This is a genomic window from Stenotrophomonas sp. YJH_SMC_10 (assembly GCF_059371555.1).
In genome coordinates, this window is record NZ_JCAFUS010000014.1 from 1 (window position 1) to 25,638 (window position 25,638).

Below are 25,638 nucleotides of genomic sequence, written 5' to 3' on the forward strand. Positions count from 1 at the left end.
CCGCTTGCCCAGTCTTATCAGTTCGAGCGCCAACTCAACCAACTGTTCGGGCGGTTCAGGGAGAATCCGGCGTGGGGACCCAAGCTACTTCTCGGTCGCAAGACCTGGATCCACACGGTCGCCCACGCCGGGCTCTCGGCAACCAAGGTGCCAGATCGGCAAGAGATAAGATCCACGCCATGCGTGGATGGTGCCCAACGGCGCCGGGGAATCACCCCTCTGCCGCACTCACCCGTATCGCCAGCAACTCGCCCCCGCCCTGCAACGCGTGCCGCTGCCGTTCACCCGCTGACAACCACGCGGTATCGCCGGCCTGCAGCGGCGGCAGGCCGCTGTCGGCACCGAACTCGGCCTGGCCAGCCAGCAGGTGCAGCGCCCAGGCTACGCCCGGTTCGCAGAAGAAGAACATCGACCCAACCAGCGGCCGGTGCAGCAGTTCGGCCTGCAGCAGCTCGCGCTTCCACATCAGGTTGAAGTCGTGGGTGGTGCCATCGACCAGCTCGCCATGCAGCGCCTCTTCACCGGCAAACCGTATCCGTCCATGCGGCGGCAGCACTTCGGCCACGCGGCCGTCTTCGAAACGCAGGCGCACGCCGTTGCCCTGCAGCAGCACCAGTTCGCGCTCCACGCCGGGGAAAGCGGAAAACGCGGCATCCTGCTCGATCTCGGCCACTGACAGGCGCAGCGCCCAGTCGTCGCCCTGTGCGGGCAGGCGCAGGATCTCGCGGGTCCAGCCCAGGCCGTTGCGCCAGCGTTCGCGGCGGTAGTCCAGGCTGGAGATGACCTGGCTCGGGGTGTGCAGCAGGGAGTCGATGTTCATCGGCGCATTGCATCATGCCGCGCGCCGCGGTGCATCACCGTGTAGCGAGCGTCCCCTGGCCACCACACTCGCCGCCCAGCAGCTGCGAATGCTTCAGCCAGTCCTGGTCGGGGTAATAGGCGAACACCATGGTGCCGCCGCGCAACGCATCGATCAGTGGCTTGGCCACCGAGAGGCGCACCGCCGGGCAACCCAGGCTGCGGCCCAGCCGCCCCTGCAGCTGAGCGGTGGCCGGGTTCACGTAGGGCGCGCCATGGATGACGATCGCGCGTTCGCGCGCGCGGTCGTTGAAGCCCGGCTCCAGCCCGGCCAGTCGCAGCGAATACCCGTTGCCGCCCATGTAGGTCTCCTGCGCGGTGAACGCGCCGAGACTGGACATGAAACTGCCGTCGCGGTTGGAGAAGTGTTCGGTGCGGTTCTCGCCACTGTTGCGGCCGTGCGCCACCCATTCCTCGAACAGCAGGCGCTGGTGCGCCAGGTCGAACACCCACAGGCGCGGCTCGGTGGACGGCCGCGAATAGTCGATCACGCTGAGGCGATCACCGTTGATGCCCAGCTCCGGCCGCTGCAGCGCGCAGCGCATGGCGTGCGCCGCCAGCTGCAGCACGTGGCGGTCGGCCCTGGGCGCGCTGCGCGACAACAGCGCAGCCAGGTCATCGGCAGAGGTGGCGAGGGCGGGCGTCTGTGCCAGCGCCGGGGCGCTGGCCGAGGTCGCCAGCAGGCCGAACGCGGCCAGCCGGCACAGGCGGGATGCAGTCATGGGCACAACGAGGGGACTCAGTTGCCCTTGAGGGTGGACCCTGGCGGCTCGGATTCCAAGACCGGCTGCATTCCGGATTCAGCCGGGCTTGGGCGGACCGCCGGCAGCGAGGTCACCAGCAGGGTCGTGCCCGGCACCAGTACCTGGTACAGCTGGCGGGCGAAATCGGCCGGCAGCGCCATCGGCAGCGAGGGCGTGGCCAGCAGGTCCGGCGTGGCCTGGGCACGGTCCTGGCCCAGCAGCGGGTAGGCCGTCCACTGGTGCAGGCGCTGGTTCACGTCCAGCGGGCTGGGCGTATCACTGTAGCCCTGCCCCATCACGAACAGCGTCGTGCCCTGGAACGCCGGCAGGGCGTCGGCCTTCAGCGGCGACTCGCCGATCATCACACCATCGCGCAGCACGTACAGGCGCTGGTCATGCAGGCTGACCAGGATGCCGACCTGACCGGCCGGCGCGGCGCTGTCGTTCCACCACGCCTGCGCCGGCGCCCCGCCCTCTGCCTCCGGCAGGGCCTGCCCGCGGGCATTGACCGGCGCCAGGACCGACGGATAGGCCAGGGTCATCGGCGAGCTCTTGGCATCGGCCACCACCACCGTGTCGCCGCGCTGGGTTTCGCTGAACAGCTTCTGCGCGAAGGCCTGCGGCAGGCGCACGCAGCCATGCGAGGCCGGATGCCCCGGCAGGCTGCCGCCGTGCAGGGCGATGCCGTCCCAGGTCAGCCGCTGCATGTAGGGCATCGGCGCGCTGTTGTAGAGGTTGGACTTGTGGTCCTTGTCCTTCTGCAGGATGGTGAACACCCCGGTCGGTGTTTCGTGCCCGGCCTTGCCCGAGCTGATCGTGGTCAGGCCGATGGCGATGCCGTTGCGGTAGACGTACGCCCGCTGCTCATCGAGGCTGACCACCAGCACGATCGGGCCGGTCGGCGAGATTTCCGGATGCCACAGGTATTCGCCCGGTTTCAGGTCGGTCGGCCCGCGCACGTCGGCGGTGCTGGCGGCAGCTGCCGGCTTGGCAGCCGTCGTCGGCGCAGCGGCGTGGGCCAGCAGCGGCAGGGTCAGTGCCAGGGCGAGCATCAGGGGTGTAAGGCGGTGCGCAGGCATCCAGCGGGGTCCTTTCCATGCGGAGCGGCCACCGTACACCATCGGCCCGTGGTGGCCGCGGCAAATCCAGGCGCCGGAAATGAAACTGCCCGGCGACACAGCCATGTGTCGTACCGGGCAATCGTTACGTCCCTGTCGGCCTGCTGCCGCCCCCTCGCATCCTGCGCTGTGGGGGTAGCGTTGCGTCCTGCACGCGGCCGCGTCTGTCCTGTTTGTATCTCAGCCCCTTCCACAGGTCTGTGATGCCACCATCCTGGTGATTGGTGCCGCGTCCTGCGGCGGTCGGTGGTCACGGCCTTCCTGTCCGCGACCGGTGAACCAGCCTCCTGCCGGTTCCGACGATTCCTGCTGTCAGCGCCTGGGTACGGTCCTCACCGGTACCGATCCGGGTACCGGATCCGCCGGCAACACTCTGTTGCCTACGGTGATCCGCTGTCGATTCCGTTCGACGATCGCTTTCCCTATCCCCTTCACCTGCGTCAGGTCCTCGACGCGATGAAACGGGCCGTGTCTGCGCCGGTGCTCGACGATCGCCTCGGCCTTGGCGGCTCCGACCATCGTCAGTCCCTGCTGCAGCGCATGGGCATCGGCGCGGTTGATGTCGATCGGTTCGGCGGCATGCGCCCCAGCGATCCCCACTACCAGCACCAGTGCCCTCAACACGACACTCCAAGGCACGACGTGTATCTCCCTGTGATTCTGGCCGCCCCGACCGGCAATCCCGTCGGCAGGAACAGTGTCCGTCACCACATGTGCACAGCCTATCGGTTTCCCGGATTTCCGTAAGCCAGCCAAATACCCGACGTGATGTAGGAAAAACCCTACCCGCGGCACAGGCGTAGAATGGCGCGATCACAGCCCATGCAACCGGAGTATCAGATGGACAGCGCCAAGCTCGGCCAATTCGTCAATGACAAGTGGGACAGCGAAATCGTCCCGCAGTTGGTCGACTACATCCGCATTCCCAACAAGTCGCCGATGTTCGACGCCAATTGGGTGCAGAACGGCTACATGGAACAGGCGGTCACCCTGATGGAGAACTGGGCCAAGGCCCAGCAGCTGCCCGGCCTGACGGTTGAAGTCGTGCGCCTGGAAGGCCGTACCCCGCTGATCTTCCTGGAAATTCCGGCCACCGGCGCCGAGACCGGTGACGACACCATCCTGCTCTACGGCCACCTGGACAAGCAGCCGGAAATGACCGGCTGGGACGACGATCTCGGCCCGTGGACCCCGGTCCTGCGTGGCGACAAGCTGTATGGCCGCGGCGGTGCGGACGACGGCTACGCCATCTTCGGCTCGCTGGCCGCGGTGCTGGCGCTGCAGGCCCAGGGCCTGCCGCACGCACGCTGCGTGGTGCTGATCGAAGCCTGTGAAGAGTCCGGCAGCTACGACCTGCCGGCCTATGTCGACCACCTGGCCGACCGCATCGGCAAGCCGTCGCTGGTGGTCTGCCTGGATTCGGGCTGCGCCAACTACGACCAGCTGTGGTGCACCACTTCGCTGCGCGGCCTGACCGGCGGCAATTTCACCGTGAAGGTGCTCAACGAAGGCGTGCACTCCGGCGATGCCTCCGGCGTGGTGCCGTCCAGCTTCCGCCTGCTGCGCCAGCTGCTGTCGCGCATCGAGGACCAGGACACCGGCCGCATCCTGATCGACGGCATGAACGTGGAGATCCCGGCCGAACGCCTGGAACAGGCCAAGCGCGCCGCCGAAGTGGTCGATACCGAGATCTTCGAGAAGTTCCCGATGGTCGACGGCCTGCGTCCGATGAACGAGGACCTGACCGAGCTGGTGCTCAACCGCACCTGGCGCCCGGCCCTGTCGGTCACCGGCGTCGGCGGCATGCCGCCGCTGGAATCGGCCGGCAACGTGCTGCGCCCGCAGACCTCGGTGAAGCTGTCGCTGCGCCTGCCGCCGACCGCCGATGGCAAGACCTGCGGCGAACTGTTGAAGGAAGCGCTGCTGCGCGATCCGCCGAACGGCGCGCAGGTCACCCTGGACCTGGAAAAGGCCTCTACCGGCTGGAACGCCCCGGCGATGGCGCCGTGGCTGACCCAGGCCATCGAGGACGCCAGCCAGGCCTTCTTCGGCAAGCCGGCGATGTACATGGGCGAAGGCGGCTCGATCCCGTTCATGGGCATGCTGGGCGAGAAGTTCCCGGGTGCGCAGTTCATGATCACCGGCGTGCTCGGCCCGCACTCCAATGCGCATGGCCCGAACGAGTTCCTGCACATCCCGATGGGCAAGAAGGTGACCGCCTGCGTGTCCAAGGTGATCAGCGAGCACTACGCCGCCAGCCTGCGCGGCGAGACCAGCGGTTCGCCGGTAGCGGCCGACAGCGGTACCCGCCACGGCGACCACGGCTGCTGCTGACCCGGCACCGGTGACGGACGCAGCCTGGCCTTGCTAGGCTGCGTCCACACTCAAGCGGAATCCGCGCGCATGAATGGTCTGTTCGGCAGCAGCAGCTGGTTGTACATCCTGCTGGTCGGCTTCTTCGTCGGCCTGCTCGGGCGTTTCTTCATGCCCGGCAACAACCGCATGGGCTGCCTGCTGACCATCGTGCTGGGCATCCTCGGTGCCCTGCTGGCCGGCTGGTTCGGCCAGTACATGGGCTGGTACGCCCCCGGCGAACCGGCCGGTTTCCTCGGTGCGGTGGTGGGCGCGGTGGCCGTGCTGGCCGTCCTGCGCCTGTTCAGCGGTCGCCGCTGACGCCGTTCCCCCTTTCCTTCCTGTTGCCGACGTTGGCGCGCCCGGCGCGCCCGGATATGCCCGCATGACCGAACCCGCCTCCGATCCCCAGCGCAGCGCGCAGCGCCTGCAGTGGGCCCGTACCCAGCTCGAGGATGCCAACGCCGTGGTCGAGCGCGCCTCGGTCGACGCCGGCATGCGCAGCTACTGGCGCACCACCAGCACGCGCGGCAGCCACATCGTGATGGACGCGCCGCCCGGGCTGGAAGATCCGCGACCCTGGCTGCGCATGCGCGGCCTGCTGCATGACAACGGCCTGCGCGTACCCGCACTGCTGGCGCAGGACCTGCAGGCCGGCTTCCTGCTGCTGGAAGATCTCGGCGGCCCGACCCTGGCCAGGATCCTCGACGAGCGCAACGCCGATGAATGGTTCGGCCGCGCGATCGAACAGCTGCTGCGCCTGCAGGCGATTCCGGTGCCGGCCGACTTCGGCCAGTTCGGCGAAGCGCTGCTGCAGCGCGATGCCGGCCTGTTCGACGAATGGTTCCTGCAGCGCCACCTGAACCTGCAGCTGGACTGCGGCGAGATCGAAGGCCTGCAACTGGTGCACCGCCGGCTGATGGACAACGCGCTGGGCCAGGCCCAGCTGATGACCCATCGCGACTACATGCCGCGCAACCTGATGCCGGTCGACGATGGCCCTGCGGTGCTGGATTTCCAGGACCTGGTGCGTGGCCCGATCGCCTACGACGCGGTGAGCCTGTTCAAGGACGCCTTCCTGAGCTGGCCGCTGCAACGCGTGGACGCGTGGCTGGCGCAGTACCACGCGCACGCGCGCGATGCCGGCCTGCCGGTGCCCGACCGCGCCACGTTCCTGCGCGATGCCGACTGGATGGGCATCCAGCGCCACGTCAAGATCCTCGGCCTGTTCTGCCGCCTGCGCTACCGCGACAACAAGGGCCACTACCTGGACGACGCGCCGCGCTTCATCGGCTACCTGGATGAAGTGCTGCCGCGCTATCCCGAACTGGCACCGCTGCAGCGGCTGCTGGAGGACCGCATCAAGCCGGCGTTGGCTGAGCTGGGTGCGCCGCTGCGCGTGGCCCGATGAAGGCGCTGATCTTTGCCGCAGGACTGGGCGAGCGCATGCGCCCGCTGACCCTGCACACGCCCAAGCCGTTGCTGGAAGTGGCCGGCAAGCCGCTGATCGTCTGGCAACTGGAACGCCTGGCGGCACTCGGCGTGCGCGAGGTGGTGGTCAACACTGCGTGGCTGGCCGAGCAGTTCCCGGCAACGCTGGGCGATGGCCACCAATGGGGCCTGCGCCTGCATTTCCTGTACGAAGGACAGACCCCGCTGGAAACCGGTGGCGGCATCCTCAACGCACTGCCGGTGCTGGGCGACGCCCCGTTCCTGGTGGTGAACGGCGACATCTGGACCGATTTTGATTTCGCTGCATTACCGCGCGAGCCGCAGGGCCAGGCGCACCTGGTGCTGGTCGACAATCCTGTACAGCACCCGGACGGCGACTACCGTCTGGATGCACAGGGGCTGCTGCACCACGATCGCGCAGGGCCGTGCCTGACCTATGCCGGCATCGGCGTGTACCGTCCGTCGATCGTGGCCGACTGGCGCGCGGTGATCGGCGACGCGCCGGGCAGCGAACGGCTGCCGCCGAAGTTCTCGGTGGTGCCGCTGCAGAAGCATTTCATGGCGCAGGGGTTGATGACCGGGCAGCACCATCGCGGGCGCTGGACCGACGTGGGTACCGTGGATCGCCTGCGCGCGCTGGATGTGGAGTTGGCGGCGAACGGCTGAGCCCCTCGTGGTTGGTCGCGTAGAGTCGACTGTTAGTCGACTGGCATGTGAGTTGGCCGGGCGGGCGCCCGGCCTCTGACAGTTTCCGTGCGCGTCCAGCCACGGAAGAAAGAAAGAAAAGCAAAAGCGGGTCGCTTCGCTGCGCTTGCTCGGGTGTCGACCAAGGTCGACACCCACCAACAGCCGCGGGAACCTGTCGAAGGCGGGGTGGCTCAGGTTGCGGGGGCGTGAGCGCCATGGATGGCGCGACCGAGGCTACAGGGACGTACTTGCGCCGTCCCCCGCAACCTGAGCCACCCCGCCTCCCCTCAGGAAGCCAGCTTCTGCCGTTGACGTTGACGTTGCTGTTGACGTTGCCGGCCAGCGGCCGGCACTACCGCGGGTGCAGGGCGCAGCCCTGCAAACAAACCCCACCTCAGTAACGGGGCCGACCTTCTTCCAGCACCTGGCGCAGGAACGGCACGGTGATCCGCCGTTTCGCCGCCAGCGACTCACGGTCCAGCCAGTCCAGCAGCGTGATCAATCCGCCCAGCTCGCGACCGGTGTGCGACAGCAGCCACTCGATGGCCGCCTCATCGATCGCCAGGCCACGGCGCAGCGCGCGCTCGCGCAGCACCGCGGCACGGCCTTCCTCATCCAGCGGCTGCAGCAGCACGCGCACGCACTGGCCCAGCCGCGAGCGCAGGTCGGGCAGCAGCAGGCCCAGCTCGCCCGGCGACTTCTGCGCCGTGTACAGCACAGTGACTCCAGCCGCACGTGCACGGTTGTGGAAGTCGAACAGCGCGACCTCGTCCTCGCGATTGCCGGCCACTTCATCCAGGCCGTCCAACGCCACCAGTTCGCGCGCATCCAGCCCGTCCAGCGCCGCACGGACACGGCCGGCGGCGCTGGCCAGCGGCACGTAGGTCGGCAGGCGCCCGGCCTGCTCGGCGCTGGAGCACATCGCCAGCGCCTGGTGGGTCTTGCCGGTGCCCGCCGCGCCTTCCAGGTAGACCCAATCGTGGCTGGCGCCAACCGCGATCGCGCGCAGCTGCGCCAGCGCGCCATCCGGCGCGCCGATGAAGGTCTCCAGGCGCTGGTCCCGCGGGTAATGCAGGGCCAGCGGCAGTTGCGGCACACCCATCACTTCAGGTCGGGGCCCTTGTCGTTCGGATCGAGCAGGATATGGGGCTGGTCGACCACCCCGTCAAGCACGATCGCCGGCTTCTCGCCCACGTACAGCTCGCTCTGGCGATAACGCTGGTGGGCGTAGCGCAGCAGCACGTTGGTCACCGCCGCCACCGGCAGCGCCAGCAGCATGCCGAGGAAGCCGAACAGCTGGCCGCCGGCCATCACCGCGAAGATCACCGCCACCGGGTGCAGGCCGATCTTGTCGCCGACGATGCGCGGGGTCAGCACGTAGCTTTCCAGCAACTGGCCCACGGTGAACACCACGCCGACCAGGATCAGCAGCTTCAGGTCGAAGCCCTGCGCCTGCACCAGCGCGGCGATCACCGCCATCAGCACGCCGGTGGTCGCGCCCAGGTACGGGATGAAGCTGATCAAGCCGGCAATCAGGCCGATCAGCAGGCCCAGCTTGAGGCCGACCAGCGACAGGCCACCGGCATAGATCACGCCCAATGCCAGCATCACCAGGAACTGGCCGCGGATGAACGCCCCCAGCACTTCGTTGGACTCACGCGCCAGCGCGCTGATGGTGCCGATGTGGTTGCGCGGGATCACCGAGGCCACCCGCTCCACCAGCTTGTCCCAGTCGCGCAGGAAGTAGAACGCCAGGATCGGCAGCAGCAGGATGTTGACCACCCAGGTCACCATCGCAAAACCCGAACGCGACACGTAGCCCATGAACGTGGTGGCGAAACCGCCGGCCTGCTGCCAGTGGCTGCGCACCCACTCGATCAGGCGGTCCGGGTCCAGCCACTGCATCACTTCCAGGCCGGTCTTCTGCTCGAACCAGGGAATCCCCTTTTCCATGAGCCACGCCTGTGCCTGCGGCGCGACCGCGATCAGGGTGGTGATCTGGCGCTCGATCATCGGCACCAGCACCAGCAGCAGCGCCACGATCACCAGCACCATCGCCGCGAACACCAGCACCACGCCGGTCATGCGCGAGCGGCCGGTGGCCTCGATGCGGTCCACCAGCGGGTCGCCCAGCCACGCCAGCGCCAGCGCCATCACGAACGGGGTCAGGATCGGCGCCAGCAGCCACACCACCCAGCCGATCAGGCCGGCGAACAGGATGTACTTCAGCCGGCGCAGGAACTGCGCGATTTCAGCTTCCGGGGTCAGGGTCATCGCAGGCGGTACTCGTTGCTGACCGGCGCGGCCACCGGGGCACCGGTGGTGTCATCGATCGGGGTCGGCAGCGCCGGCAGCGGCGCACTGGGTACCAGCACGCCGTTGTCGCCGAGCATGCGGTTGAAGCCGGCCAGGCCGGTGGTCATCTCCACGCTCAGCTCCAGCTGGCCGGCCGAGGCGTGCAGCGGGGTCACAGTACGCACCACCGGCACTTCGCGCAGGCCCGCGGCCAGGCGCAGGTAGTCATCGGCGCTGTTGATGCCGGTCACCACCACGCGGTAGGTGCCGGCCTGGCCGGTGGCCGCCCCCGCCTTGGCGTAGCGCTTGACCAGCGCGTCGGCGGCGCCATCGGCGCCGGCCGCCATCGCGCGCATGGCGTTGGCGTCCTTGCTGGTCCACTTGTTCAGTTCACGGCCGTTGTCGACGAACACCCAGTCCGCCTGCCAGCCGCCATTGGCGCGGTACAGCTTGCCGATCAGCTGCATCGGTGGCGAGTAGCGCGAGGAGGCGCGGGCCACGGCGGCACTGTCCTGGCGCCAGATGGCCCCGGCCAGGGCCTGTTCGGCAGCGCCGCCGCTGGGCAGGCCCAGCTTGTAGCCCCGCTCGATGGCACGGTTCAGCAACGGGCGGGCGGCGTTGGCCTGCTGCACGCTGACCAGGCGCGGGCCGCTGCCGTCATCGACCGCCAGCCACAGCACCGGCTTCGGCCGCGGCTGCGGCCACAGCGGCAGGCCGAGCGCCGAGACCAGCGCATCGACGTCGTCCTCGCGGAAGCGGGCCACCAGCAGGGTCCGGAAGCTCGGCGCGCCGCTGGCGCCCACGCTCTGGTCCTGCTTGTAGTCGTAGCTGGCCACGTAGTCCTTGGCATTGCGCAGCGCCTGCACCACGCCGGGGCGTGACATCACGTTGCGATCGCCGGACAGCTTGCCCAGCACCACGCTCAGGGCACGGGCCAGGGCACCGTTGCGATCGGCCTCGGCCTGGCTGTTGACGGGCACTTCGGCCTCGTAGGCCCCCGAAGCGGTGGCGACATCTCCCTCGGTGCGCAGGCCGCTCTGGGCCATCGTGGCCACCGGCAGGCTCAGTGCAAGGAGCAGGGTCAGAATCAGGCTGCGGCGCATCAGGACATCCATTGGCTCGACGAATCCGGGGGAATTGTTGCCCGAATACGGCCTTTGCGCCAATGCGGCCTGTTAAAATCGCCCGTTCAACCCCTGCCAGCGCCGACGCCCGTGACCAACACCCCGTCTTCCGCCCCCTCCCCCCTCACCTACCGTGACGCGGGGGTCGACATCGACGCCGGCAACGCGCTGGTCGAGCGGATCAAGCCCCTGGTCAAGCGCAGCTTCCGCCCGGAAGTGATGGGTGGCCTGGGCGGCTTCGGGGCCCTGTTCGACCTGTCCAACAAGTACCGCGAGCCGGTGCTGGTGTCGGGCACCGACGGCGTGGGTACCAAGCTGAAGCTGGCCCACCAGCTGAACCGCCACGATACGATCGGCATCGACCTGGTCGCCATGTGCGTGAACGACGTGCTGGTGCAGGGTGCCGAGCCCCTGTTCTTCCTGGACTACTTCGCCACCGGCAAGCTGGACATCGACACCGCCGCAGCGGTCGTGGGCGGCATCGCCAACGGCTGCACCGAGGCCGGCTGCGCGCTGATCGGCGGTGAAACCGCTGAAATGCCCGACATGTATGCCCCGGGCGAGTACGACCTGGCCGGCTTCACCGTCGCCGCAGTCGAGAAGAGCGAGCTGAAGGACGGCGCCAGCGTGGCCGCAGGCGACGTGCTGATCGGCATCGCCTCGTCCGGCCCGCACTCCAACGGCTACTCGCTGGTACGCCGCATCTACGACCGCGCCGGCCGCCCGGCCGACCTGGAGCTGGAAGGCGGGGTGAAGCTGGTCGACGCGCTGATGGCACCGACCCGCCTCTATGTGAAGCCGATCCTGGCGCTGCTGAAGTCGCACGGTGCCGCCATCCACGGCATGGCCCACATCACCGGTGGCGGCCTGACCGAGAACATCATCCGCGTGGTACCCGATGGCCTCGGCCTGGACATCCAGGCCTCGTCCTGGACCCTGCCGCCGGTGTTCCAGTGGCTGCAGAAGGAAGGCGCGGTGGCCGACAGCGAGATGTGGCGCACTTTCAACTGCGGCATCGGCTTCGTGCTGATCGTGGCCGCCGACCAGGTCGCTGCGGTGTCCGAGGCGGTCAAGGCCCAGGGCCTGGACCACTGGACCATCGGCCAGGTGGTGACCGCTGAAGGCGCCGAGCGCGTCCGCATCGGCTGAACCCGACGCCGAGGAGCCCGCATGGACGCAACGCCCCCCGTGTTGCCCGCCCCCGCACCCGTGCCGCCGCCGCTGGCGACGGTACCGGCGTTCAGCGTCCAGGATGCCGACCACCTGCGCATGCTGGCCATCGCGCACTACGTGGTCGGCGGCCTGATCGCGCTGTTCTCGCTGATCTTCATCGTCCACATCGTGCTCGGCGTCACCGCGCTCACCGGCAACCTGCCGATGAACTCCGGCGGCCAGCCCTCGTCGCCGGCCGAACAGCGCGTGTTCGGTTGGATGTTCGTCCTGATCGGCTGTGTCATCGTGTTCGGTGGCGTCACCCTGGGCGCGTTCGTGGCCTACGCCGGCCGCTGCCTGGCCCGCCGTCGCCGTCACCTGCTGTGCCTGATCGCGGCCGGCCTGGCCTGCCTGTTCACGCCGGTCGGCACGGTGCTGGGGGTGTTCAGCCTGATCACCCTGCTGCGCCCGCAGGTCAAGGCCGCGTTCGACGCTCCGGCCACGGCCGCATGACCGCCTCCGGCAATCCACCGCCGCTGCCGCATCAGACCCTGGCGCACCTGCAGCTGGCCAGCCACCTGCAGACGCTGAAGGTACTGTTCTACGCGCTGGCGGTTTTCCACTGGGTGGCCGCGCTGGCCTTCCTCGGTTTCATCGGCCTGGTCGCCAGCGCGCGCGGGCTGGACGATGGCGCGGTACTGGCCACCGTGTACGGCGTAGTTTCAGTGCTGGCTGCCGCGATTGGCTTCGTGCAGCTGCACACCGCGCGCCTGCTGTCGCGCCGCACCGGGCTGGCCTGGTGCCAGCGCGCGGCCTGGCTGGCGGTACTGGCCGGCCCGCTGGGCATGGCCCTGACCGCCTATGCCTGGGTGTTCCTGTCCAGGCCGGACATGGCCGCCCTGTTCGACCGCGGCGACCATCTCCGCGTCTGAGCTTGCCGGCAGACGCTCCGCCCTCCCCTGATCGACTCCCCATGTCCGCGCCCGCACTACCGACGACCGCCCCGCCCACCGCCTCCCGTTTCCCGGGCCCCAAGCGGCTGGCCTTTGCCGCCGTACTGGCAGTGTTCGCAATCAGCTGGATCCATCCGCTCTGGCCCACCGAGCAGGCCCTGCACAGCACGCTGACCGTGGTCGGGCTGGCCGCCCTGCTGTGGGTCGACCGCCGTGGTGGCTGGCTGGGCAACGGCCCGTTCATCGCGATCTGCGGCTTCATCGCGCTGCATTGCGTGGCGGCGCGCTGGCTGTACTCGAACGTGCCCTACGACGCGTGGGCGCAGGCGCTGACCGGCTGGTCGCCCAACGCGGCGTTCGGCTGGCAGCGCAATCATTTCGACCGCCTCATCCACTTCCTGTTCGGCGTCTGCTTCACGCCGGCGCTGCTGCAGCTGGCACGCCACGCGTGGCCGGCCCTGCGTCGGGGCCAGGCCTTCATCCTGGCGGTGATGACGGTGATGTGCGCCAGCCTGGTCTACGAGTGGTTCGAGTGGGCCATCGCGCTGGCCCTGTCCCCGGATGCCGCCGAGGCCTACAACGGGCAGCAGGGTGACATGTGGGACGCGCACGCCGACATGCTGTTGGCCACCGTGGGCAGCCTGCTGACCTGGCCGCTGATCCGCCGGAGCGCCCGGCCATGACCACGCCCACCCGCATTGCGGTGCTTGCCTCCGGCCGTGGCAGCAACCTGCAGGCCATCCTCGATGCGATTGCCGGCGGCCGCCTGCCCGCCGAGGTCGTCGGCGTGTTCTCCGACCGCCCCGCTGCCGCCGCGCTGCAGCGGGTCGACGCTGCGCTGCGCTGGGCGCATGCGCCGAAGGAATTCCAGGACCGCGCGGCCTACGAGCAGGCGTTGGGCGATGCACTGGCCGCCGTCGCGCCGGACTGGATCGTCTGCGCCGGCTACATGCGCATTCTCGGCGCCGCCTTCGTGCAGCGCTTCAATGGCCGCCTGGTCAACATCCACCCCTCCCTGCTGCCGCTGCACAAGGGGCTGGACACGCATGCGCGGGCACTGGACGCCGGCGACGCCGAGCACGGTGCCAGCGTGCACCTGGTCGTACCCGAGCTGGACGCCGGCGCCGTGCTGGCCCAGGTGCGGGTACCGGTGCTGCCCGGCGATGACGCCAACACCCTGGCCACACGCGTGCTGGCGGTGGAGCATCCCCTGCTGATCGCCACGCTGCGGCTGCTGTGCGCCGGCCGCCTGACTGAACGGGAGGGCCAGCCGCAACTGGACGGTCACCCCCTGTTTAGCCCGCTGGCCCTAGATTCCGCCGGGAACCTGAACCGGTAACGCCCACGCACACGCCCCGCTGACTGCGGGGCTGGCATCCTGCCCACCTCCTGCGGCTCCTCTCTTCCATGAAGACCACGACCCTGCTGTCCACTTCACTGCTGCTGTCGCTTGTCGTGCTTCCCGGCGTGGGTTGGGGCCAGGCGCAGGCGCCTGCCGCCTCGCCCGCTCCGGCGCCGGTGCCAGCGGTGCAGCCGCCGGCCGAAGCGGCGGCCCCGGCCCTGCCGGCGTTGGCGTGGGAACCGCCGCCGCTGCAGCCGTTCAGCGCCACCTACCAGGCCTTCTACAAGGGCAAGGAGGCCGGCGATGCCAGCATGCAGGTCACCCATACCGGCGGCAACCAGTGGCGGGTCGACATGCAGGTGGTCGGCCGCCGCGGGTTCGCCAGCGTGCTGGGCCTGAACATCGAGCAGAGCACGGTCTTCGAGGAGCGCGCCGGCGCCTATGCACCGCTGAGCCAGAGCACGGTGCGCAAGGGCCTGTTCCTCGGCAAGAAGGCGGTCGGCACGTACAACTGGCAGGCCGGTACCGCGCAGTGGAGCGGCGACGTCGAGAAGAAGCGTGCGCAGCCGATTCCGCTGCAGCCGGGCGACCAGAGTGCCCTGCTGATCAATCTGGCGATCATGCGCGACGCCCGTCCGGGTGCCACCATGCACTACCGCTACGTGGACATGGGCAAGGTCCGCCAGCATGACTACCAGGCCGCGCCGCAGACCGAGAACGTCGAAGTCGGCGACCTGTCCTACAACGCGCTGCGGGTCTACCGGACCAACGGCGGCAACAATGAAACCATCCTCTGGATCGCCAACGGAGTTCCCACCCCGGTGCGCATCCTGCAACGCGAAGACGGCGAAGACCGCGTCGATCTGCGCCTGATCGAATACCAAGGAGTCTGAGCATGAGCACCCTGACCCGCCCCCTCGCCTGGATCGCTGCGGCCGCCCTGTCGGTGGCCAGCCTGCCGGCCATGGCCCTGCAGCCGTTCAAGGCCGACTATCTCGCCAGCTACATGGGCATGCAGGCCAATGGCAGCATGACCCTGAGCAGCGAGGGCGCCAACAAGTGGCGCTACACGCTGCAGGTGAAGAACCAGCTGGCAGACCTGAGCCAGAGCACCGTGTTCGAGGAAGTACGCGGCCAGCTGCGCCCGCTCAGCAGCCAGGACCGTTCGGCGCTGCTGGTCAAGAAGCGCAACGTGCAGGCCACCTACAACTGGACCAGCAACCAGGCCACCTGGACCGGCGACATCAAGCCGGACCGGGCTGGCCCGATCGCGCTGAAGGCCGGTGACATGGATGCCCTGCTGATCAACCTGGCGATCGCCCGCGACCTGGCGGCCGGCAAGCCGTTGACCTATCGCATGGTCGACGAAGGCCGCATCAAGAACATGACCTATCGCGTGGTCGGCAAGGAGTCGATCACCGTGGGCGGCAAGAGCTACGAAGCCACCAAGGTCTCGCGTGCCGACGGCAACAAGGAGCTGATCGCCTGGATCGTGCCGGAATTCCCGGTGCCGGCGCGCATGCTGCAGCGTGAGAGTGGCCGTGACGCGCTGGACCTGACCATCAAGGCGATGAACTGAGCGCCGGGGTCGGAGCCCTTTCCGATGGAAAGGGATCCGGCCCCAGGCACCGCGCAAAGAAAACGCCCGCTTTCGCGGGCGTTTTTCTTACTTCTTTTCCTCGGCCGCGGCCGGCTTGAACTCGGTGCGGCAGTCCACGCGGATCTGCTCGCCGGTGCTGCGCCAGACGAAGGTGCGGCAATGGCGGTTGCCCTCCTGGCTGTCGTTCACTGCAACGGCATAGAACGACTCGATGATCTCGTCGCGCGAGACCGTGCCATCGCCATTCCAGTCCATGTCCTTCTGCTCGATGCCCTGGGTGATGGCGATGTTGGCGTACCAGGCGTAGCCCAGCCACGCCAGCACGATCAGCACCAGGGCCAGCAGCGCCTTGCGGCGCGGGCTGAACTTGCCACGCAGGATCATGGCACGCGCCGGATGGTGGCGCCGAGCGAAGACAGCTTCTCTTCGATGTTCTCGTAGCCACGGTCAAGGTGGTAGATGCGGTCGATGGTGGTCTCGCCCCGGGCCATCAGCCCGGCCAGGATCAGCGACGCCGAGGCACGCAGGTCGGTGGCCATCACCGGCGCACCGCTGAGGTGATCGCTGCCGCGCACGATGGCGGTATGGCCTTCGACCTGGATGTCCGCGCCCAGGCGCAGCAGTTCGTTGACGTGCATGAAACGGTTCTCGAAGATCGTTTCATTGATCACGCCAACGCCGTCGGCCACGCAGTTGAGCGCCATGAACTGCGCCTGCATGTCGGTCGGGAAGGCTGGGTACGGCGCGGTGGTCAGGTTGACCGCCTTCGGCCGCTTGCCCTGCATGTCCAGGGTGATGGTGTCGTCGGTGGTCTCGATCTTCGCACCGGCCTCGACCAGCTTGGACAGCACCGCGTCCATGGTGTTCGGGCGCGCACGGTTGACCGTGACCTTGCCACCGGTCATCGCTGCGGCCACCAGGAAGGTGCCGGTCTCGATGCGATCGGGCAGCACTTCGTGGCGGCCACCGGACAGGCGCTCGACGCCTTCGATGACCAGGCGCGCGGTGCCCAGGCCTTCGATCTTTGCACCCAGCGCGATCAGGCAATGCGCCAGATCGGTCACTTCCGGTTCCATCGCGCAGTTGTCGAGGATGGTGGTGCCTTCGGCCAGCACCGCGCCCATCAGCACGTTCTCGGTGCCGGTCACGCTGACCATGTCGAAGGTGAAATGGCCCCCCTTCAGGCGCTTGGCCGTGGCCTTGATGAAGCCGTTCTCGACCACGATCTCGGCGCCCAGCGCCTGCAGGCCCTTGATGTGCTGGTCGACCGGGCGCGAACCGATCGCGCAGCCGCCGGGCAGCGACACTTCGGCCGCGCCGAAGCGGGCCAGCAGCGGGCCCAGCACCAGGATCGAGGCGCGCATGGTCTTGACCAGTTCGTACGGCGCGACGTGCTGGTTGACCGGCCGCGGATCGACCACGATCGCGCTGCCGCGCGACAGCGTACCCTGGTCGATGGTGACCTTGGCGCCCAGTTCGCCCAGCAGCTTCACCGTGGTGACCACGTCGTGCAGGTGCGGCACGTTGGTGATCTCCACCGGCTCATCGGCCAGCAGGGTCGCGCAGAGAATGGGGAGGACGGCGTTCTTGGCGCCGGAGATGCTCACTTCACCGTGCAGCGCAGCGCCGCCGGTCACAACGATCTTGGCCATGTATTGGGGATCTTCTGCGGTTCAGCCGGCTTCGGCCGGGGTCACGGTTTTCAGCGCCAGCGCGTGGATCGCGCCGCCCATCAGGTCGCCGAGGGTGGCATAGACCATCCGGTGGCGGGCCAGCGGCATCTTGCCGGCAAAGGCCTCGCAGACCACGGTCGCTTCGAAATGCACGCCATCGTCGCCACGCACGTCGGCGCGGGCGCCGGGCAGGCCGGTTTCGATCAGGTTGCGGATGGTGTCGGCGTCCAACGGGCTTTCCTAATAAAATGAGCGCTCATTCTACTTCCGCTGCGTGGCGTCCGCATGGCCGAGTCCCTCCTGCCCCCCCGTTCCGTCGATCCGGCCAGCCTGGTCGCCAGTGGCCGCCGCGTCTTCGAGATCGAACAGCAGGCCCTCGACGCGGTCGCCACCCGCCTCGGCGAGGCCTTCCAGCAGGCCTGCCAGGCGATCCTGGCCAGTCGCGGCCGGGTGGTTGCCACCGGCATGGGCAAGTCCGGGCACATCGCCCGCAAGATCGCCGCCACCCTGGCCTCCACCGGCACACCGGCGTTCTACGTGCACCCCGGTGAAGCCGGCCACGGCGACCTGGGCATGATCACCGAGGACGACGTGGTGCTGGCACTGTCCTACTCGGGTGAGTCGGACGAGCTGCTGATGCTGCTGCCGGTGCTCAAGCGCCAGGGCAACCTGCTGATTTCCATGACCGGCCGCCCGCAGTCCAGCCTGGCCACCGCCGCCGACATCCACCTGGACGTGAGCGTGCCGGCCGAGGCCTGCCCGCTGGCACTGGCGCCGACCTCCAGCACCACCGCCTCGCTGGCGATGGGCGATGCGCTGGCCGTGGCCCTGCTCGATGCACGCGGCTTCACCGCCGACGACTTCGCCCGCTCGCACCCGGCCGGCAGCCTCGGCCGCCGCCTGCTGCTGCACATCACCGACGTCATGCACACCGGTGAGGACCTGCCCAGCGTGGGTGCCGACGCCAGCCTCAGCGAGGCGCTGGTCGAAATGAGCCGCAAACGGCTGGGCATGACCGCCGTGGTCGATGCCGACGGTGTGCTGATCGGCCTGTTCACCGACGGTGACCTGCGCCGGGCGCTGGACAGCGCGCTGGACGTGCGGACCGCGAAGATCGCCGATGTGATGACCCGCAACCCCCGCACCATCGGCGCCGACCAGCTGGCCGTGGAGGCCGCCCGGCAGATGGAAACCCAGAAAATCAATGGCCTGATCGTGGTCGATGGCCAGGGCCGCGCGGTCGGCGCCCTGAACATTCATGACCTGTTGCGGGCCCGGGTGGTTTAACCGACAGTCCGTAGACCCCATTCAGTCTGTAACGCCCCACCCGAATCCACCGAGCCCGCCCCCCTGATGCCCTGGTCCCCCCTGCCCGCCTTCCCCGCCCACCTGCATGCCGCCGCGGCCCGCATCCGCCTGGCCTGCTTCGACGTGGACGGTACCCTCACCGACGGTCGGCTGTACTACGACAAGGACGGCAACGAGAGCAAGGCGTACTTCGTGCAGGATGGCCTGGGCCTGAAACTGCTGCAGCAGCACGGTATCCACCCCGTGCTGATCACCGCGCGCAACAGCCAGTCCGCGCTCAAGCGCGGCGCCGACCTCGGCATCGACACCCAGATCGCCGTGGGCGACAAGCTGGCCAGCGTGCAGGCGCTGTGTGCGCAGCATGGCATCGGCCTGGAGCAGGTGGCCTTCATGGGCGACGACCTGCCGGACCTGGCGCCGCTGGGCGCGGTCGGCCTGTCAGTGGCCCCGGCCAATGCCCACCCGTGGATCGCCGAGCGCGTCCACTGGCAGACGCGCGCCGATGGCGGCCGTGGCGCGGCACGTGAGCTGTGCGACATCCTGCTGGCTGCCCAGGGCCATGTGGACGCGGTGCTGGCGAGGTTCGGCGCATGAACCTGCCGACCCTGAACTGGCGCACCGTGCTTGGCATCGGCCTGCTGCTGGCCGCGCTGCTCAGCAGCTGGGCGGCCCTGCGCAACCGCGACAAGGGCGCGGCCGCGGCCGGCCAGGACGTCGGCGTGGACTACATCCTGCACGACTTCCAGATCGTCGCGCTGGATGAGCAGGGCAAGGAATCGACCACCCTGCGCGCGCCGTTGCTGGAACGCCAGCGTGGCGACCAGACCATCAACATCGCCACGCCGCTGTTCGAGATGCCGGACAAGGACGGCAAGCACTGGACCCTGCGCGCCGAGACCGGCTGGCTCAGCGCCAAGGGCGACCAGATGAAGCTGCGCGGCAATGTCGCCGGCGACAGCCCGGCCGGTCCGGGCGTGGTGCCGACCACCTTCCGCACCGACCACCTGGATGTCTTCCCGAAGGAGAATCGTGCCCGCACCGACGCGCGGGTGGTCATGACCCGACCCGGCATGGAACAGTCCGGCGTCGGCTTCGAGGTGGATTCGAAGAACAACACGTATCATTTCCTCAGCCAGTCCAAGGGCCGTTACACGCCCCGACGCTGATTCCGCCGCCCTCCTGCGACGTCCCCGGACCGGCGCAAGGAAGGCAGCTCCCCCACCCGCCCCCGGGTTTCCGGGCGGCCCCACCGGTAGAACGGACCCCGATGAAGATTCCCTTTGCAGCCGTACTCGCGCTCGGTCTCCTTGTTCCCAGCGCAGCCTTTGCCAAGTCCACCGACCGCAACGAGAACATGAACATCGACGCCGGCGCCCAGTCGGGCGTGCTGACCGGCGACGGCAAGACCGTGCTGTCGCAGGGGGTGACCGTCACCCAGGGCACGCTGGACCTCCGCTCGTCCGAAGCCGAGATCTACCTGAAGGATGGCGAAGCCGTGCGTGCGGTGTTCACCGGCAAGCAGGCCACGATGAAGCAGCAGCTCGACGATGGCACCTGGATGGACGCGGTGGCCGATCGCATCGACTACGACATCAAGACCGAGATCATCACCCTGACCGGCAACTACAAGGTCACCAGCGCGCGCGGCACCAATGCCGGCCAGCGCATGGTCTACAACACCCGCAGCGGCGAGATGAACTCCGGTGGCGATGGCAGCCGCGTGCGCACGGTCATTCCGCCGAAGAACAAGAACGCGGCTGCACAGCCGGCCGCTGCGCCCAAGGCGGCGGCTCCGGCCAGCACGCCGGCCAAGCCGACCGGGAGCAAGAAGTAATGCTCGTCGCCAAGGGCCTGCGCAAGCGCTACAAGCAGCGCGAAGTCGTCAAGGACTTCGGGCTCACCCTCGACGCTGGCGAAGTGGTCGGCCTGCTCGGCCCCAACGGCGCCGGCAAGACCACCTGCTTCTACATGATCGTCGGCCTGGTCGCCGCCGATGCAGGCAGCATCGTGCTCGACGGCAAGGACATCACCGGCGACCCGATGTATACCCGTGCCAAGCAGGGCGTGGGCTACCTGCCGCAGGAACCCTCGGTGTTCCGCAAGCTGACCGTGGCCGACAACCTGCGGCTGGTGCTGGAGCTGCGCGAAGACCTGGATTCGGCCGGCCGCGAACGCGAATTGAACAGCCTGCTCGACGAACTGCAGCTGGGCCATGTGGCCGACCAGCTCGGTGCCAGCCTGTCCGGTGGCGAACGCCGCCGCTGCGAGATCGCCCGCGCCCTGGCCGCGCAGCCGCGCCTGATCCTGCTCGACGAACCGTTCGCCGGTGTCGACCCGATCTCGGTGGGCGAAATCCAGCGCATCGTCACCCATCTGAAGCAGCGCGGCATCGGCGTGTTGATCACCGACCACAATGTGCGCGAGACCTTGGGAATCTGCGACCGCGCGTATATCCTCGCCGAGGGCACCGTGCTGGCCCAGGGCTCGCCGGAGGCGATCCTGGACAACGCCGACGTACGTCGCGTCTACCTTGGGGATTCCTTCAAGTTGTGACCGCAGGCGCCGGGGCCCTTACCTTCCGTTCGGCACAGGCATGAAGACTCGGCTGCAGACATCGTTGGGACAGCAGCTGGTGCTCACGCCCCAGCTGCAGCAGGCCATCAAGCTGCTGCAGATGTCCACGACCGAACTGGAGCTTGAGATCGCCCAGGCGGTGGAGAGCAATCCGCTGCTGGACTGGGCCGACAGCAACGACAGCAGCACCGCCGATGACGGCGGCGGCAGCACCGGGGCCGACGCACCCGCCGAACGCACCGACACCGGCGACGACTGGGCGCCGGCCGAGCTCGACTGGAGCGCCGCCGGCAGTGGCGGCAGCTTCGACGATGACGATGACACCGGCAGCGCGGCCGAGCGCGTGGCCGAAACCGAGACGCTGGCCGACCACCTGCTGTGGCAGCTGCACCTGTCGCATCTGTCCGCCCGCGACCGCAGTATCGGTGCGGCCTTGATCGATGCACTGGACGACGATGGTTACCTGCGCGAACCGTTGGCCACGATCGCGGAAACGCTGTTGCCAACGATCCATGCCGACGAGGACGAGATCCTGGCGGTGCTGCACCGCATCCAGCGCTTCGACCCGGTCGGTGTTGCCGCGCGCACGCTCGGCGAGTGCCTGCAGCTGCAGCTGGACGTGGTGCCTGGCGACACGCCGGGGCTGGCGCTGGCGCGACAGATTGCCGCAGGCCCGCTGGAACGGCTGCCACGCAGTGGCGTCGCCGGGCTGGCCCATGAACTGAAACAGCCGCTGGACGAGGTCGAGACCGCAGTGACCCTGCTGCGCTCGCTGGACCCGCGCCCGGGCACGCAGGTTGCGCCGCTTTCGCAGGATACCTACGTGGTACCCGACGTGGTGGTGTGGCGGCAGAACGGCATCTGGCGTGCGGCGCTGGCCGGCCATGCCGGACCGAGGGTAGTGATCCATCGTGGCTACGAACAGCTGATCCGACGTTGTGGCGAGGCCGACGCCGGTTACCTGCGCGCCCAGCTGCAGGAAGCGCGCTGGCTGCTGAAGGGACTGCAGCAGCGCGGCGAAACCCTGCTGCGCGTCGTGCGCAGCCTGATCCTGCAACAGGCCGGGTTCCTCGAATTCGGCGAGCAGGCACTGCGTCCGCTGACCCTGCGCGAGATCGCCGCCGAACTGGGCCTGCACGAATCCACCGTGTCGCGTGCGATCGCCCGCAAGTACGTGCGCACCCCGCGCGGCACCCTGCCACTGCGCGCCTTCTTCGCCTCCGGCATCGATACCGAAGGCGGCGGCGAGGCGTCCAGTACCGCCATCCAGGCGATGATCCGGCGCCTGATCGACGATGAGAACCCGCGCAAGCCGCTTTCTGACGCCAAGCTGGCTGAGCTGCTCAAATCGTCGGGAATTCCAGTAGCGCGGCGCACCGTGGCGAAGTATCGTGAAGCCATGAACATCTCCGCCTCGCACGAAAGGGTCAGAATCGCTTGACGCGCCGCCGCGCCCGGCGGAGAGGTTCATTGGCACATCCGAACACAGGAGAAACCCGATGCGCATCGAAACGTTTGGCAAAGACGTCGAAGTCACCCCGGCCCTGCAGTCCTATGTAGAGGAGAAGCTGGCCCGGATCGGAAAGCACTTCGACCAGCACTGCGAAGCGCGGGTGACCCTCAAGCTGCAGAAGACCGAACACCACGTCGACGCCAGCCTCAACATCCCCGGGCAGACCCTGCACGCCGAGGCCGGTGGCCAGACCATGTATGCCGCGATCGACCTGCTTGCGGACAAGCTTGACCGCCTGGTCATCAAGCACAAGGAGAAAAAACAGCAGCACGCACCGCTGCCGGTGGGCGACAATGGTGGCTGATCGCCACCGTTCCCCGCAGACATGCCCCTGACTGACCTCCTGGCGGCCGTGCAGACCCAGCTCTGCACGGCCTCCGACCGTGACAGCGTCCTGCAGGCCGCCGCCGGGTTGCTGGCCTGCCGCCAGGCCAATGCCGAACAGATCTATCTGAACCTGTGCCAGCGCGAAGCCGTGGGCAGCACCGCGATCGGCCACGGCATCGCCATCCCCCATGGCCGCGCGCCGGCCCTGGACCGCCCCCGTGGCGCCCTGCTGCGCCTGGCGGCCCCGGTCGACTTCGGCGGCGACGAGCCGGTGGACCTGGTGTTTGCGATGGCCGTCCCGGCCCACTACACCCACCAGCACCTGATGCTGCTGTCAGAGCTGGCCGAGCTGTTCTCCGTGCCCGACATCCGCCAGGCCCTGCGTGAAGCGGGCGATGCCCGCGCGCTGCGCGAGGCGCTGGACATGACCCCTCCTGCGAGTGCCGCATGAATACCAGCATCACCGCCCGTGAACTGTTCGAACAGCAGCGCGAGCGGCTGGGACTGCGCTGGGCCGCCGGCAAATCCGGTGAGAAGCGCGAGCTGGAGGCCGGCAACACGGTCTCGCGGCGCCCTTCGCTGGCCGGCTACCTCAACGCCATCTATCCCAACAAGGTGCAGATCCTGGGCACCGAGGAACTGTCCTGGCTGGACGCGCTGGAACCAAGGCAGCGGTGGGAGACCATCGAGAAGATCATGCAGTCGCATCCGCTGGCGCTGGTGCTGACCCGCAACCAGGCGTGCCCGGAAGACCTGCGTGCCGCCGCCGATGAATCCGGCACGCCGCTGTGGCTGTCGCCCAAGCGCGGCCACGAACTGCTCAACCACCTGTCCTACCACCTGGCGCGCACGCTGGCACCCCGCGTGATCCTGCATGGCGTGTTCATGGAGATCTACTCGATCGGCGTGCTGATCACCGGCGAGGCCGGGTCGGGCAAGAGCGAGCTGGCGCTGGAACTGCTCAGCCGCGGGCACCGCCTGGTCGCCGACGATGCCCCCGAGTTCACCCAGATCGCCCCGGACGTGCTCGACGGCACCTGCCCCGAGCTGCTGCAGGACCTGCTGGAAGTGCGCGGCCTGGGCGTGCTGAACGTGCGCGAGATGTTCGGCGACACGGCTGTAAAGAAGAACAAGTACCTTCGGCTGATCGTCCACCTGACCAAGCCGATGACCGAACCCACCCCGCATGGCTACGAGCGCCTGACCGGCGACTCGGGTACCCGCCATGTGCTGGACCTGGATGTCCCGCTGATCACCCTGCCGGTGATGCCCGGCCGCAACCTGGCCGTGCTGACCGAGGCCGCGACCCGCCTGCATATCCTGCGCACCAAGGGCATTGATCCGGCGGCGATGTTCATCGCCCGCCACAGCAACCTGCTGGAACGGCGCACCCCCTGATTTCCCTGCCCCGCGAAGAGCCTGTCCATGAGCACCGCACCCCCTACCGCCCCGACCCTGATCATCGTCAGTGGCCTGTCCGGCTCGGGTAAATCCGTCGCCCTGAAGACCTTCGAAGACCAGGACTACTACTGCTCGGACAACCTGCCCATCCAACTGCTGCCGGACTTCGTGCGCAGCCTGCTGGCCAACCATGACGGCAGCGCGCCGCGCCGGCTGGCGGTAGGCATCGACGTCCGCGGCCAGGCCGACCTGAGCCAACTGGGCAACTGGCGGCAGCTGGCCACCGATGCCGGCGTGGAAGTGAAGGTGCTGTTCTTCGAAGCCAGTGACGAGGCGGTGCTCAAGCGCTACGCCGACACCCGTCGCCGCCATCCACTGAGCCAGCTGCGGCTGTCATTGCCCGAGGCCATCGCCCGCGAACGCGAACTGACCGCGCCGCTGCGCCGTGAGGCCGATGCGGTGATCGATACCAGCCACCTCAACGTGCACCAGCTGCGGCGGCGGATCATCACCGAGTTCGCGATGGGCCATGCCACCGGCCTGTCGCTGCTGTTCGAATCGTTCGCCTACAAGCGCGGCGTACCGGCCGAGGCGGACTTCGTGTTCGACGCGCGTGTGCTGCCCAATCCGCACTGGGACCCGGACCTGCGCGCGCTCAGCGGCCGTGAGCCCGGCGTGCGCGACTACCTGGAGGCACAGCCGGACGTGCAGCGCTACCTGGCCCAGCTGATGGATTTCCTGGATACCTGGCTGCCGAAACTGGGCGATGGCACGCGCAGCTACGTGACCGTGGCGTTCGGCTGCACCGGCGGCAAGCATCGCTCGGTGTACCTGGCCGAGCGCATGGCCCGGCATGCGCGCGAGAAGGGCTGGGAAGACGTGGCCACCTACCACCGCGAACAGGATTGAGGGGGTCGGCCGGGCTGCGCCCGGCACCCGCCGGTAGTGCCGGCCGCTGGCCGGCAACAGCAACAGCAAAAGCGGCATTCCGTGGGATGGCGGGGCGGTGTGGGCAGGCAGGACACGCCGTGAACCCCTCCCTGGGGGCTCGATGGCGCCATCCATGGCGCCAACGGTCCTGCCTGCCCACACCGCCCCGCCTCTGACAGATTCCGTGTGCTGTTGGTGGGTGTCGACCTTGGTCGACACGTGGATCCACGCCATGC

The 25,638-nt window shown here is 68.4% G+C and carries 31 protein-coding genes; 21 read left to right on the forward strand and 10 right to left on the reverse strand.

The window, feature by feature from the left end; all coding sequences use genetic code 11:
- Positions 1-211 precede the first annotated feature (211 nt).
- The 4 genes from AC5P9C_RS16495 to AC5P9C_RS16510 all read right to left on the reverse strand — a co-directional run bounded on the left by AC5P9C_RS16495 (position 212) and on the right by AC5P9C_RS16510 (position 3,343).
- Positions 212-820: a HutD/Ves family protein gene (locus AC5P9C_RS16495; protein ID WP_074726423.1), complete on the reverse strand. Its 609-nt coding sequence runs from the start codon at positions 818-820 to the stop codon at positions 212-214.
- 34 nt (positions 821-854) lie between these two features.
- Positions 855-1,580: a murein L,D-transpeptidase catalytic domain family protein gene (locus tag AC5P9C_RS16500; protein ID WP_053506913.1), complete on the reverse strand. Its 726-nt coding sequence runs from the start codon at positions 1,578-1,580 to the stop codon at positions 855-857.
- Between the two features lie 17 nt (positions 1,581-1,597).
- Positions 1,598-2,680 (reverse strand): L,D-transpeptidase, encoded by a 1,083-nt coding sequence (locus AC5P9C_RS16505; protein ID WP_053506914.1) that lies wholly within the window; start codon positions 2,678-2,680, stop codon positions 1,598-1,600.
- A 351-nt stretch (positions 2,681-3,031) separates the two neighbouring features.
- Positions 3,032-3,343, reverse strand: a complete 312-nt coding sequence (locus AC5P9C_RS16510) for a ComEA family DNA-binding protein (protein ID WP_414615245.1) — start codon at positions 3,341-3,343, stop codon at positions 3,032-3,034.
- A gap of 216 nt (positions 3,344-3,559) precedes the next feature.
- Here AC5P9C_RS16510 and AC5P9C_RS16515 point away from each other — a divergent pair, with 216 nt between their 5' ends.
- The 4 genes from AC5P9C_RS16515 (at position 3,560) to murU (ending at position 7,189) form a co-directional block, all read left to right on the forward strand.
- Positions 3,560-5,053 (forward strand): M20 family metallopeptidase, encoded by a 1,494-nt coding sequence (locus tag AC5P9C_RS16515; protein WP_049467454.1) that lies wholly within the window; start codon positions 3,560-3,562, stop codon positions 5,051-5,053.
- A 69-nt stretch (positions 5,054-5,122) separates the two neighbouring features.
- Positions 5,123-5,392: a GlsB/YeaQ/YmgE family stress response membrane protein gene (locus AC5P9C_RS16520; protein WP_005415577.1), complete on the forward strand. Its 270-nt coding sequence runs from the start codon at positions 5,123-5,125 to the stop codon at positions 5,390-5,392.
- Between the two features lie 64 nt (positions 5,393-5,456).
- Positions 5,457-6,482, forward strand: coding sequence for an aminoglycoside phosphotransferase family protein (locus AC5P9C_RS16525; RefSeq protein ID WP_495205212.1), 1,026 nt, complete (start codon positions 5,457-5,459; stop codon positions 6,480-6,482).
- Positions 6,479-7,189: an N-acetylmuramate alpha-1-phosphate uridylyltransferase MurU gene (gene murU / locus AC5P9C_RS16530; protein ID WP_495205213.1), complete on the forward strand. Its 711-nt coding sequence runs from the start codon at positions 6,479-6,481 to the stop codon at positions 7,187-7,189. The genes AC5P9C_RS16525 and murU overlap by 4 nt, the downstream gene beginning before the upstream one ends.
- Positions 7,190-7,604: 415 nt before the next feature.
- On the opposite strand, the gene hda is transcribed toward murU, so the two are convergent.
- From hda to AC5P9C_RS16545, 3 genes are read right to left on the reverse strand one after another with little or no spacing between them, the layout of a single operon-like run.
- Entirely contained in the window at positions 7,605-8,312 is a 708-nt protein-coding gene (gene hda, locus AC5P9C_RS16535; protein ID WP_049466118.1) for a DnaA regulatory inactivator Hda, read from the reverse strand.
- Positions 8,312-9,484 (reverse strand): AI-2E family transporter, encoded by a 1,173-nt coding sequence (locus AC5P9C_RS16540; protein ID WP_049466117.1) that lies wholly within the window; start codon positions 9,482-9,484, stop codon positions 8,312-8,314. Before AC5P9C_RS16540 ends, hda begins: the two co-directional genes overlap by 1 nt.
- Positions 9,481-10,620: a DUF2066 domain-containing protein gene (locus AC5P9C_RS16545; RefSeq protein ID WP_064237791.1), complete on the reverse strand. Its 1,140-nt coding sequence runs from the start codon at positions 10,618-10,620 to the stop codon at positions 9,481-9,483. Before AC5P9C_RS16545 ends, AC5P9C_RS16540 begins: the two co-directional genes overlap by 4 nt.
- 99 nt (positions 10,621-10,719) lie before the next feature.
- Between AC5P9C_RS16545 and purM the strand changes: the two genes are divergently transcribed.
- The 7 genes from purM (at position 10,720) to AC5P9C_RS16580 (ending at position 15,655) form a co-directional block, all read left to right on the forward strand.
- Complete coding sequence (gene purM / locus AC5P9C_RS16550) at positions 10,720-11,778, forward strand: phosphoribosylformylglycinamidine cyclo-ligase (protein WP_049466113.1); 1,059 nt, start codon at positions 10,720-10,722, stop codon at positions 11,776-11,778.
- Between the two features lie 21 nt (positions 11,779-11,799).
- Entirely contained in the window at positions 11,800-12,294 is a 495-nt protein-coding gene (locus tag AC5P9C_RS16555; protein WP_343541814.1) for a hypothetical protein, read from the forward strand.
- Positions 12,291-12,713 (forward strand): hypothetical protein, encoded by a 423-nt coding sequence (locus AC5P9C_RS16560; RefSeq protein WP_343541813.1) that lies wholly within the window; start codon positions 12,291-12,293, stop codon positions 12,711-12,713. The genes AC5P9C_RS16555 and AC5P9C_RS16560 overlap by 4 nt, the downstream gene beginning before the upstream one ends.
- A 41-nt stretch (positions 12,714-12,754) precedes the next feature.
- Entirely contained in the window at positions 12,755-13,417 is a 663-nt protein-coding gene (locus tag AC5P9C_RS16565; protein ID WP_343541811.1) for a DUF2238 domain-containing protein, read from the forward strand.
- Positions 13,414-14,073 (forward strand): phosphoribosylglycinamide formyltransferase, encoded by a 660-nt coding sequence (gene purN / locus AC5P9C_RS16570; RefSeq protein ID WP_343541208.1) that lies wholly within the window; start codon positions 13,414-13,416, stop codon positions 14,071-14,073. Before AC5P9C_RS16565 ends, purN begins: the two co-directional genes overlap by 4 nt.
- Before the next feature lie 68 nt (positions 14,074-14,141).
- Positions 14,142-14,969 carry a DUF3108 domain-containing protein gene (locus AC5P9C_RS16575; RefSeq protein WP_049466104.1) on the forward strand — a complete coding sequence of 276 codons (828 nt, stop codon included), beginning with the start codon at positions 14,142-14,144 and terminating at the stop codon, positions 14,967-14,969.
- Between the two features lie 2 nt (positions 14,970-14,971).
- Complete coding sequence (locus AC5P9C_RS16580) at positions 14,972-15,655, forward strand: DUF3108 domain-containing protein (RefSeq protein ID WP_049466102.1); 684 nt, start codon at positions 14,972-14,974, stop codon at positions 15,653-15,655.
- 87 nt (positions 15,656-15,742) lie between these two features.
- On the opposite strand, the gene AC5P9C_RS16585 is transcribed toward AC5P9C_RS16580, so the two are convergent.
- From AC5P9C_RS16585 to AC5P9C_RS16595, 3 genes are read right to left on the reverse strand one after another with little or no spacing between them, the layout of a single operon-like run.
- Positions 15,743-16,060 (reverse strand): hypothetical protein, encoded by a 318-nt coding sequence (locus AC5P9C_RS16585; RefSeq protein WP_049466099.1) that lies wholly within the window; start codon positions 16,058-16,060, stop codon positions 15,743-15,745.
- Entirely contained in the window at positions 16,057-17,328 is a 1,272-nt protein-coding gene (gene murA / locus AC5P9C_RS16590) for a UDP-N-acetylglucosamine 1-carboxyvinyltransferase (protein ID WP_049466097.1), read from the reverse strand. Before murA ends, AC5P9C_RS16585 begins: the two co-directional genes overlap by 4 nt.
- Before the next feature lie 21 nt (positions 17,329-17,349).
- Positions 17,350-17,580 (reverse strand): BolA family protein, encoded by a 231-nt coding sequence (locus AC5P9C_RS16595; RefSeq protein WP_021202589.1) that lies wholly within the window; start codon positions 17,578-17,580, stop codon positions 17,350-17,352.
- Between the two features lie 54 nt (positions 17,581-17,634).
- Here AC5P9C_RS16595 and AC5P9C_RS16600 point away from each other — a divergent pair, with 54 nt between their 5' ends.
- From AC5P9C_RS16600 to rapZ, 10 genes are all read left to right on the forward strand, one after another.
- The gene (locus tag AC5P9C_RS16600; RefSeq protein WP_049466095.1) at positions 17,635-18,636 is read left to right on the forward strand and encodes a KpsF/GutQ family sugar-phosphate isomerase; all 1,002 of its coding nucleotides are present in this window, start codon (positions 17,635-17,637) and stop codon (positions 18,634-18,636) included.
- Positions 18,637-18,702: 66 nt separating this feature from the next.
- A complete protein-coding gene (locus AC5P9C_RS16605) occupies positions 18,703-19,251 on the forward strand; it encodes a KdsC family phosphatase (RefSeq protein ID WP_182067544.1) in 549 nt (182 codons plus the stop codon).
- The gene (gene lptC, locus AC5P9C_RS16610; protein ID WP_049466093.1) at positions 19,248-19,823 is read left to right on the forward strand and encodes an LPS export ABC transporter periplasmic protein LptC; all 576 of its coding nucleotides are present in this window, start codon (positions 19,248-19,250) and stop codon (positions 19,821-19,823) included. The genes AC5P9C_RS16605 and lptC overlap by 4 nt, the downstream gene beginning before the upstream one ends.
- 101 nt (positions 19,824-19,924) lie before the next feature.
- Positions 19,925-20,491: a lipopolysaccharide transport periplasmic protein LptA gene (gene lptA / locus AC5P9C_RS16615; RefSeq protein WP_049466091.1), complete on the forward strand. Its 567-nt coding sequence runs from the start codon at positions 19,925-19,927 to the stop codon at positions 20,489-20,491.
- Positions 20,491-21,210 (forward strand): LPS export ABC transporter ATP-binding protein, encoded by a 720-nt coding sequence (gene lptB, locus AC5P9C_RS16620; RefSeq protein WP_049466089.1) that lies wholly within the window; start codon positions 20,491-20,493, stop codon positions 21,208-21,210. The genes lptA and lptB overlap by 1 nt, the downstream gene beginning before the upstream one ends.
- Before the next feature lie 40 nt (positions 21,211-21,250).
- Positions 21,251-22,672 carry an RNA polymerase factor sigma-54 gene (locus AC5P9C_RS16625; protein WP_064237785.1) on the forward strand — a complete coding sequence of 474 codons (1,422 nt, stop codon included), beginning with the start codon at positions 21,251-21,253 and terminating at the stop codon, positions 22,670-22,672.
- 58 nt (positions 22,673-22,730) lie between these two features.
- Positions 22,731-23,048, forward strand: coding sequence for a ribosome hibernation-promoting factor, HPF/YfiA family (gene hpf / locus AC5P9C_RS16630; protein ID WP_005415556.1), 318 nt, complete (start codon positions 22,731-22,733; stop codon positions 23,046-23,048).
- A gap of 21 nt (positions 23,049-23,069) precedes the next feature.
- Positions 23,070-23,522 (forward strand): PTS sugar transporter subunit IIA, encoded by a 453-nt coding sequence (locus AC5P9C_RS16635; RefSeq protein WP_495205214.1) that lies wholly within the window; start codon positions 23,070-23,072, stop codon positions 23,520-23,522.
- Positions 23,519-24,469 (forward strand): HPr(Ser) kinase/phosphatase, encoded by a 951-nt coding sequence (gene hprK / locus AC5P9C_RS16640; protein WP_005408388.1) that lies wholly within the window; start codon positions 23,519-23,521, stop codon positions 24,467-24,469. The genes AC5P9C_RS16635 and hprK overlap by 4 nt, the downstream gene beginning before the upstream one ends.
- 27 nt (positions 24,470-24,496) lie before the next feature.
- Positions 24,497-25,381 carry an RNase adapter RapZ gene (gene rapZ, locus AC5P9C_RS16645; RefSeq protein WP_057495186.1) on the forward strand — a complete coding sequence of 295 codons (885 nt, stop codon included), beginning with the start codon at positions 24,497-24,499 and terminating at the stop codon, positions 25,379-25,381.
- Positions 25,382-25,638: the final 257 nt, after the last annotated feature.

Bases quoted from the DNA above. Each gene is read 5' to 3' on its own strand.
- lptC (WP_049466093.1), top strand. From the start codon at position 19,248: ATGAACCTGCCGACCCTGAACTGGCGCACCGTGCTTGGCATCGGCCTG.
- AC5P9C_RS16540 (WP_049466117.1), bottom strand. From the start codon at position 9,484: ATGACCCTGACCCCGGAAGCTGAAATCGCGCAGTTCCTGCGCCGGCTG.
- AC5P9C_RS16585 (WP_049466099.1), bottom strand. From the start codon at position 16,060: ATGATCCTGCGTGGCAAGTTCAGCCCGCGCCGCAAGGCGCTGCTGGCC.
- AC5P9C_RS16545 (WP_064237791.1), bottom strand. From the start codon at position 10,620: ATGGATGTCCTGATGCGCCGCAGCCTGATTCTGACCCTGCTCCTTGCA.
- AC5P9C_RS16565 (WP_343541811.1), top strand. From the start codon at position 12,755: ATGTCCGCGCCCGCACTACCGACGACCGCCCCGCCCACCGCCTCCCGT.
- AC5P9C_RS16505 (WP_053506914.1), bottom strand. From the start codon at position 2,680: ATGCCTGCGCACCGCCTTACACCCCTGATGCTCGCCCTGGCACTGACC.
- AC5P9C_RS16495 (WP_074726423.1), bottom strand. From the start codon at position 820: ATGAACATCGACTCCCTGCTGCACACCCCGAGCCAGGTCATCTCCAGC.
- AC5P9C_RS16600 (WP_049466095.1), top strand. From the start codon at position 17,635: ATGGCCGAGTCCCTCCTGCCCCCCCGTTCCGTCGATCCGGCCAGCCTG.
- hpf (WP_005415556.1), top strand. From the start codon at position 22,731: ATGCGCATCGAAACGTTTGGCAAAGACGTCGAAGTCACCCCGGCCCTG.
- lptA (WP_049466091.1), top strand. From the start codon at position 19,925: ATGAAGATTCCCTTTGCAGCCGTACTCGCGCTCGGTCTCCTTGTTCCC.
- AC5P9C_RS16555 (WP_343541814.1), top strand. From the start codon at position 11,800: ATGGACGCAACGCCCCCCGTGTTGCCCGCCCCCGCACCCGTGCCGCCG.
- AC5P9C_RS16560 (WP_343541813.1), top strand. From the start codon at position 12,291: ATGACCGCCTCCGGCAATCCACCGCCGCTGCCGCATCAGACCCTGGCG.
- purN (WP_343541208.1), top strand. From the start codon at position 13,414: ATGACCACGCCCACCCGCATTGCGGTGCTTGCCTCCGGCCGTGGCAGC.
- AC5P9C_RS16520 (WP_005415577.1), top strand. From the start codon at position 5,123: ATGAATGGTCTGTTCGGCAGCAGCAGCTGGTTGTACATCCTGCTGGTC.
- hprK (WP_005408388.1), top strand. From the start codon at position 23,519: ATGAATACCAGCATCACCGCCCGTGAACTGTTCGAACAGCAGCGCGAG.
- AC5P9C_RS16575 (WP_049466104.1), top strand. From the start codon at position 14,142: ATGAAGACCACGACCCTGCTGTCCACTTCACTGCTGCTGTCGCTTGTC.
- murU (WP_495205213.1), top strand. From the start codon at position 6,479: ATGAAGGCGCTGATCTTTGCCGCAGGACTGGGCGAGCGCATGCGCCCG.
- rapZ (WP_057495186.1), top strand. From the start codon at position 24,497: ATGAGCACCGCACCCCCTACCGCCCCGACCCTGATCATCGTCAGTGGC.
- AC5P9C_RS16635 (WP_495205214.1), top strand. From the start codon at position 23,070: ATGCCCCTGACTGACCTCCTGGCGGCCGTGCAGACCCAGCTCTGCACG.
- AC5P9C_RS16500 (WP_053506913.1), bottom strand. From the start codon at position 1,580: ATGACTGCATCCCGCCTGTGCCGGCTGGCCGCGTTCGGCCTGCTGGCG.
- murA (WP_049466097.1), bottom strand. From the start codon at position 17,328: ATGGCCAAGATCGTTGTGACCGGCGGCGCTGCGCTGCACGGTGAAGTG.
- AC5P9C_RS16625 (WP_064237785.1), top strand. From the start codon at position 21,251: ATGAAGACTCGGCTGCAGACATCGTTGGGACAGCAGCTGGTGCTCACG.
- lptB (WP_049466089.1), top strand. From the start codon at position 20,491: ATGCTCGTCGCCAAGGGCCTGCGCAAGCGCTACAAGCAGCGCGAAGTC.
- hda (WP_049466118.1), bottom strand. From the start codon at position 8,312: ATGGGTGTGCCGCAACTGCCGCTGGCCCTGCATTACCCGCGGGACCAG.
- AC5P9C_RS16515 (WP_049467454.1), top strand. From the start codon at position 3,560: ATGGACAGCGCCAAGCTCGGCCAATTCGTCAATGACAAGTGGGACAGC.
- AC5P9C_RS16605 (WP_182067544.1), top strand. From the start codon at position 18,703: ATGCCCTGGTCCCCCCTGCCCGCCTTCCCCGCCCACCTGCATGCCGCC.
- AC5P9C_RS16580 (WP_049466102.1), top strand. From the start codon at position 14,972: ATGAGCACCCTGACCCGCCCCCTCGCCTGGATCGCTGCGGCCGCCCTG.
- AC5P9C_RS16525 (WP_495205212.1), top strand. From the start codon at position 5,457: ATGACCGAACCCGCCTCCGATCCCCAGCGCAGCGCGCAGCGCCTGCAG.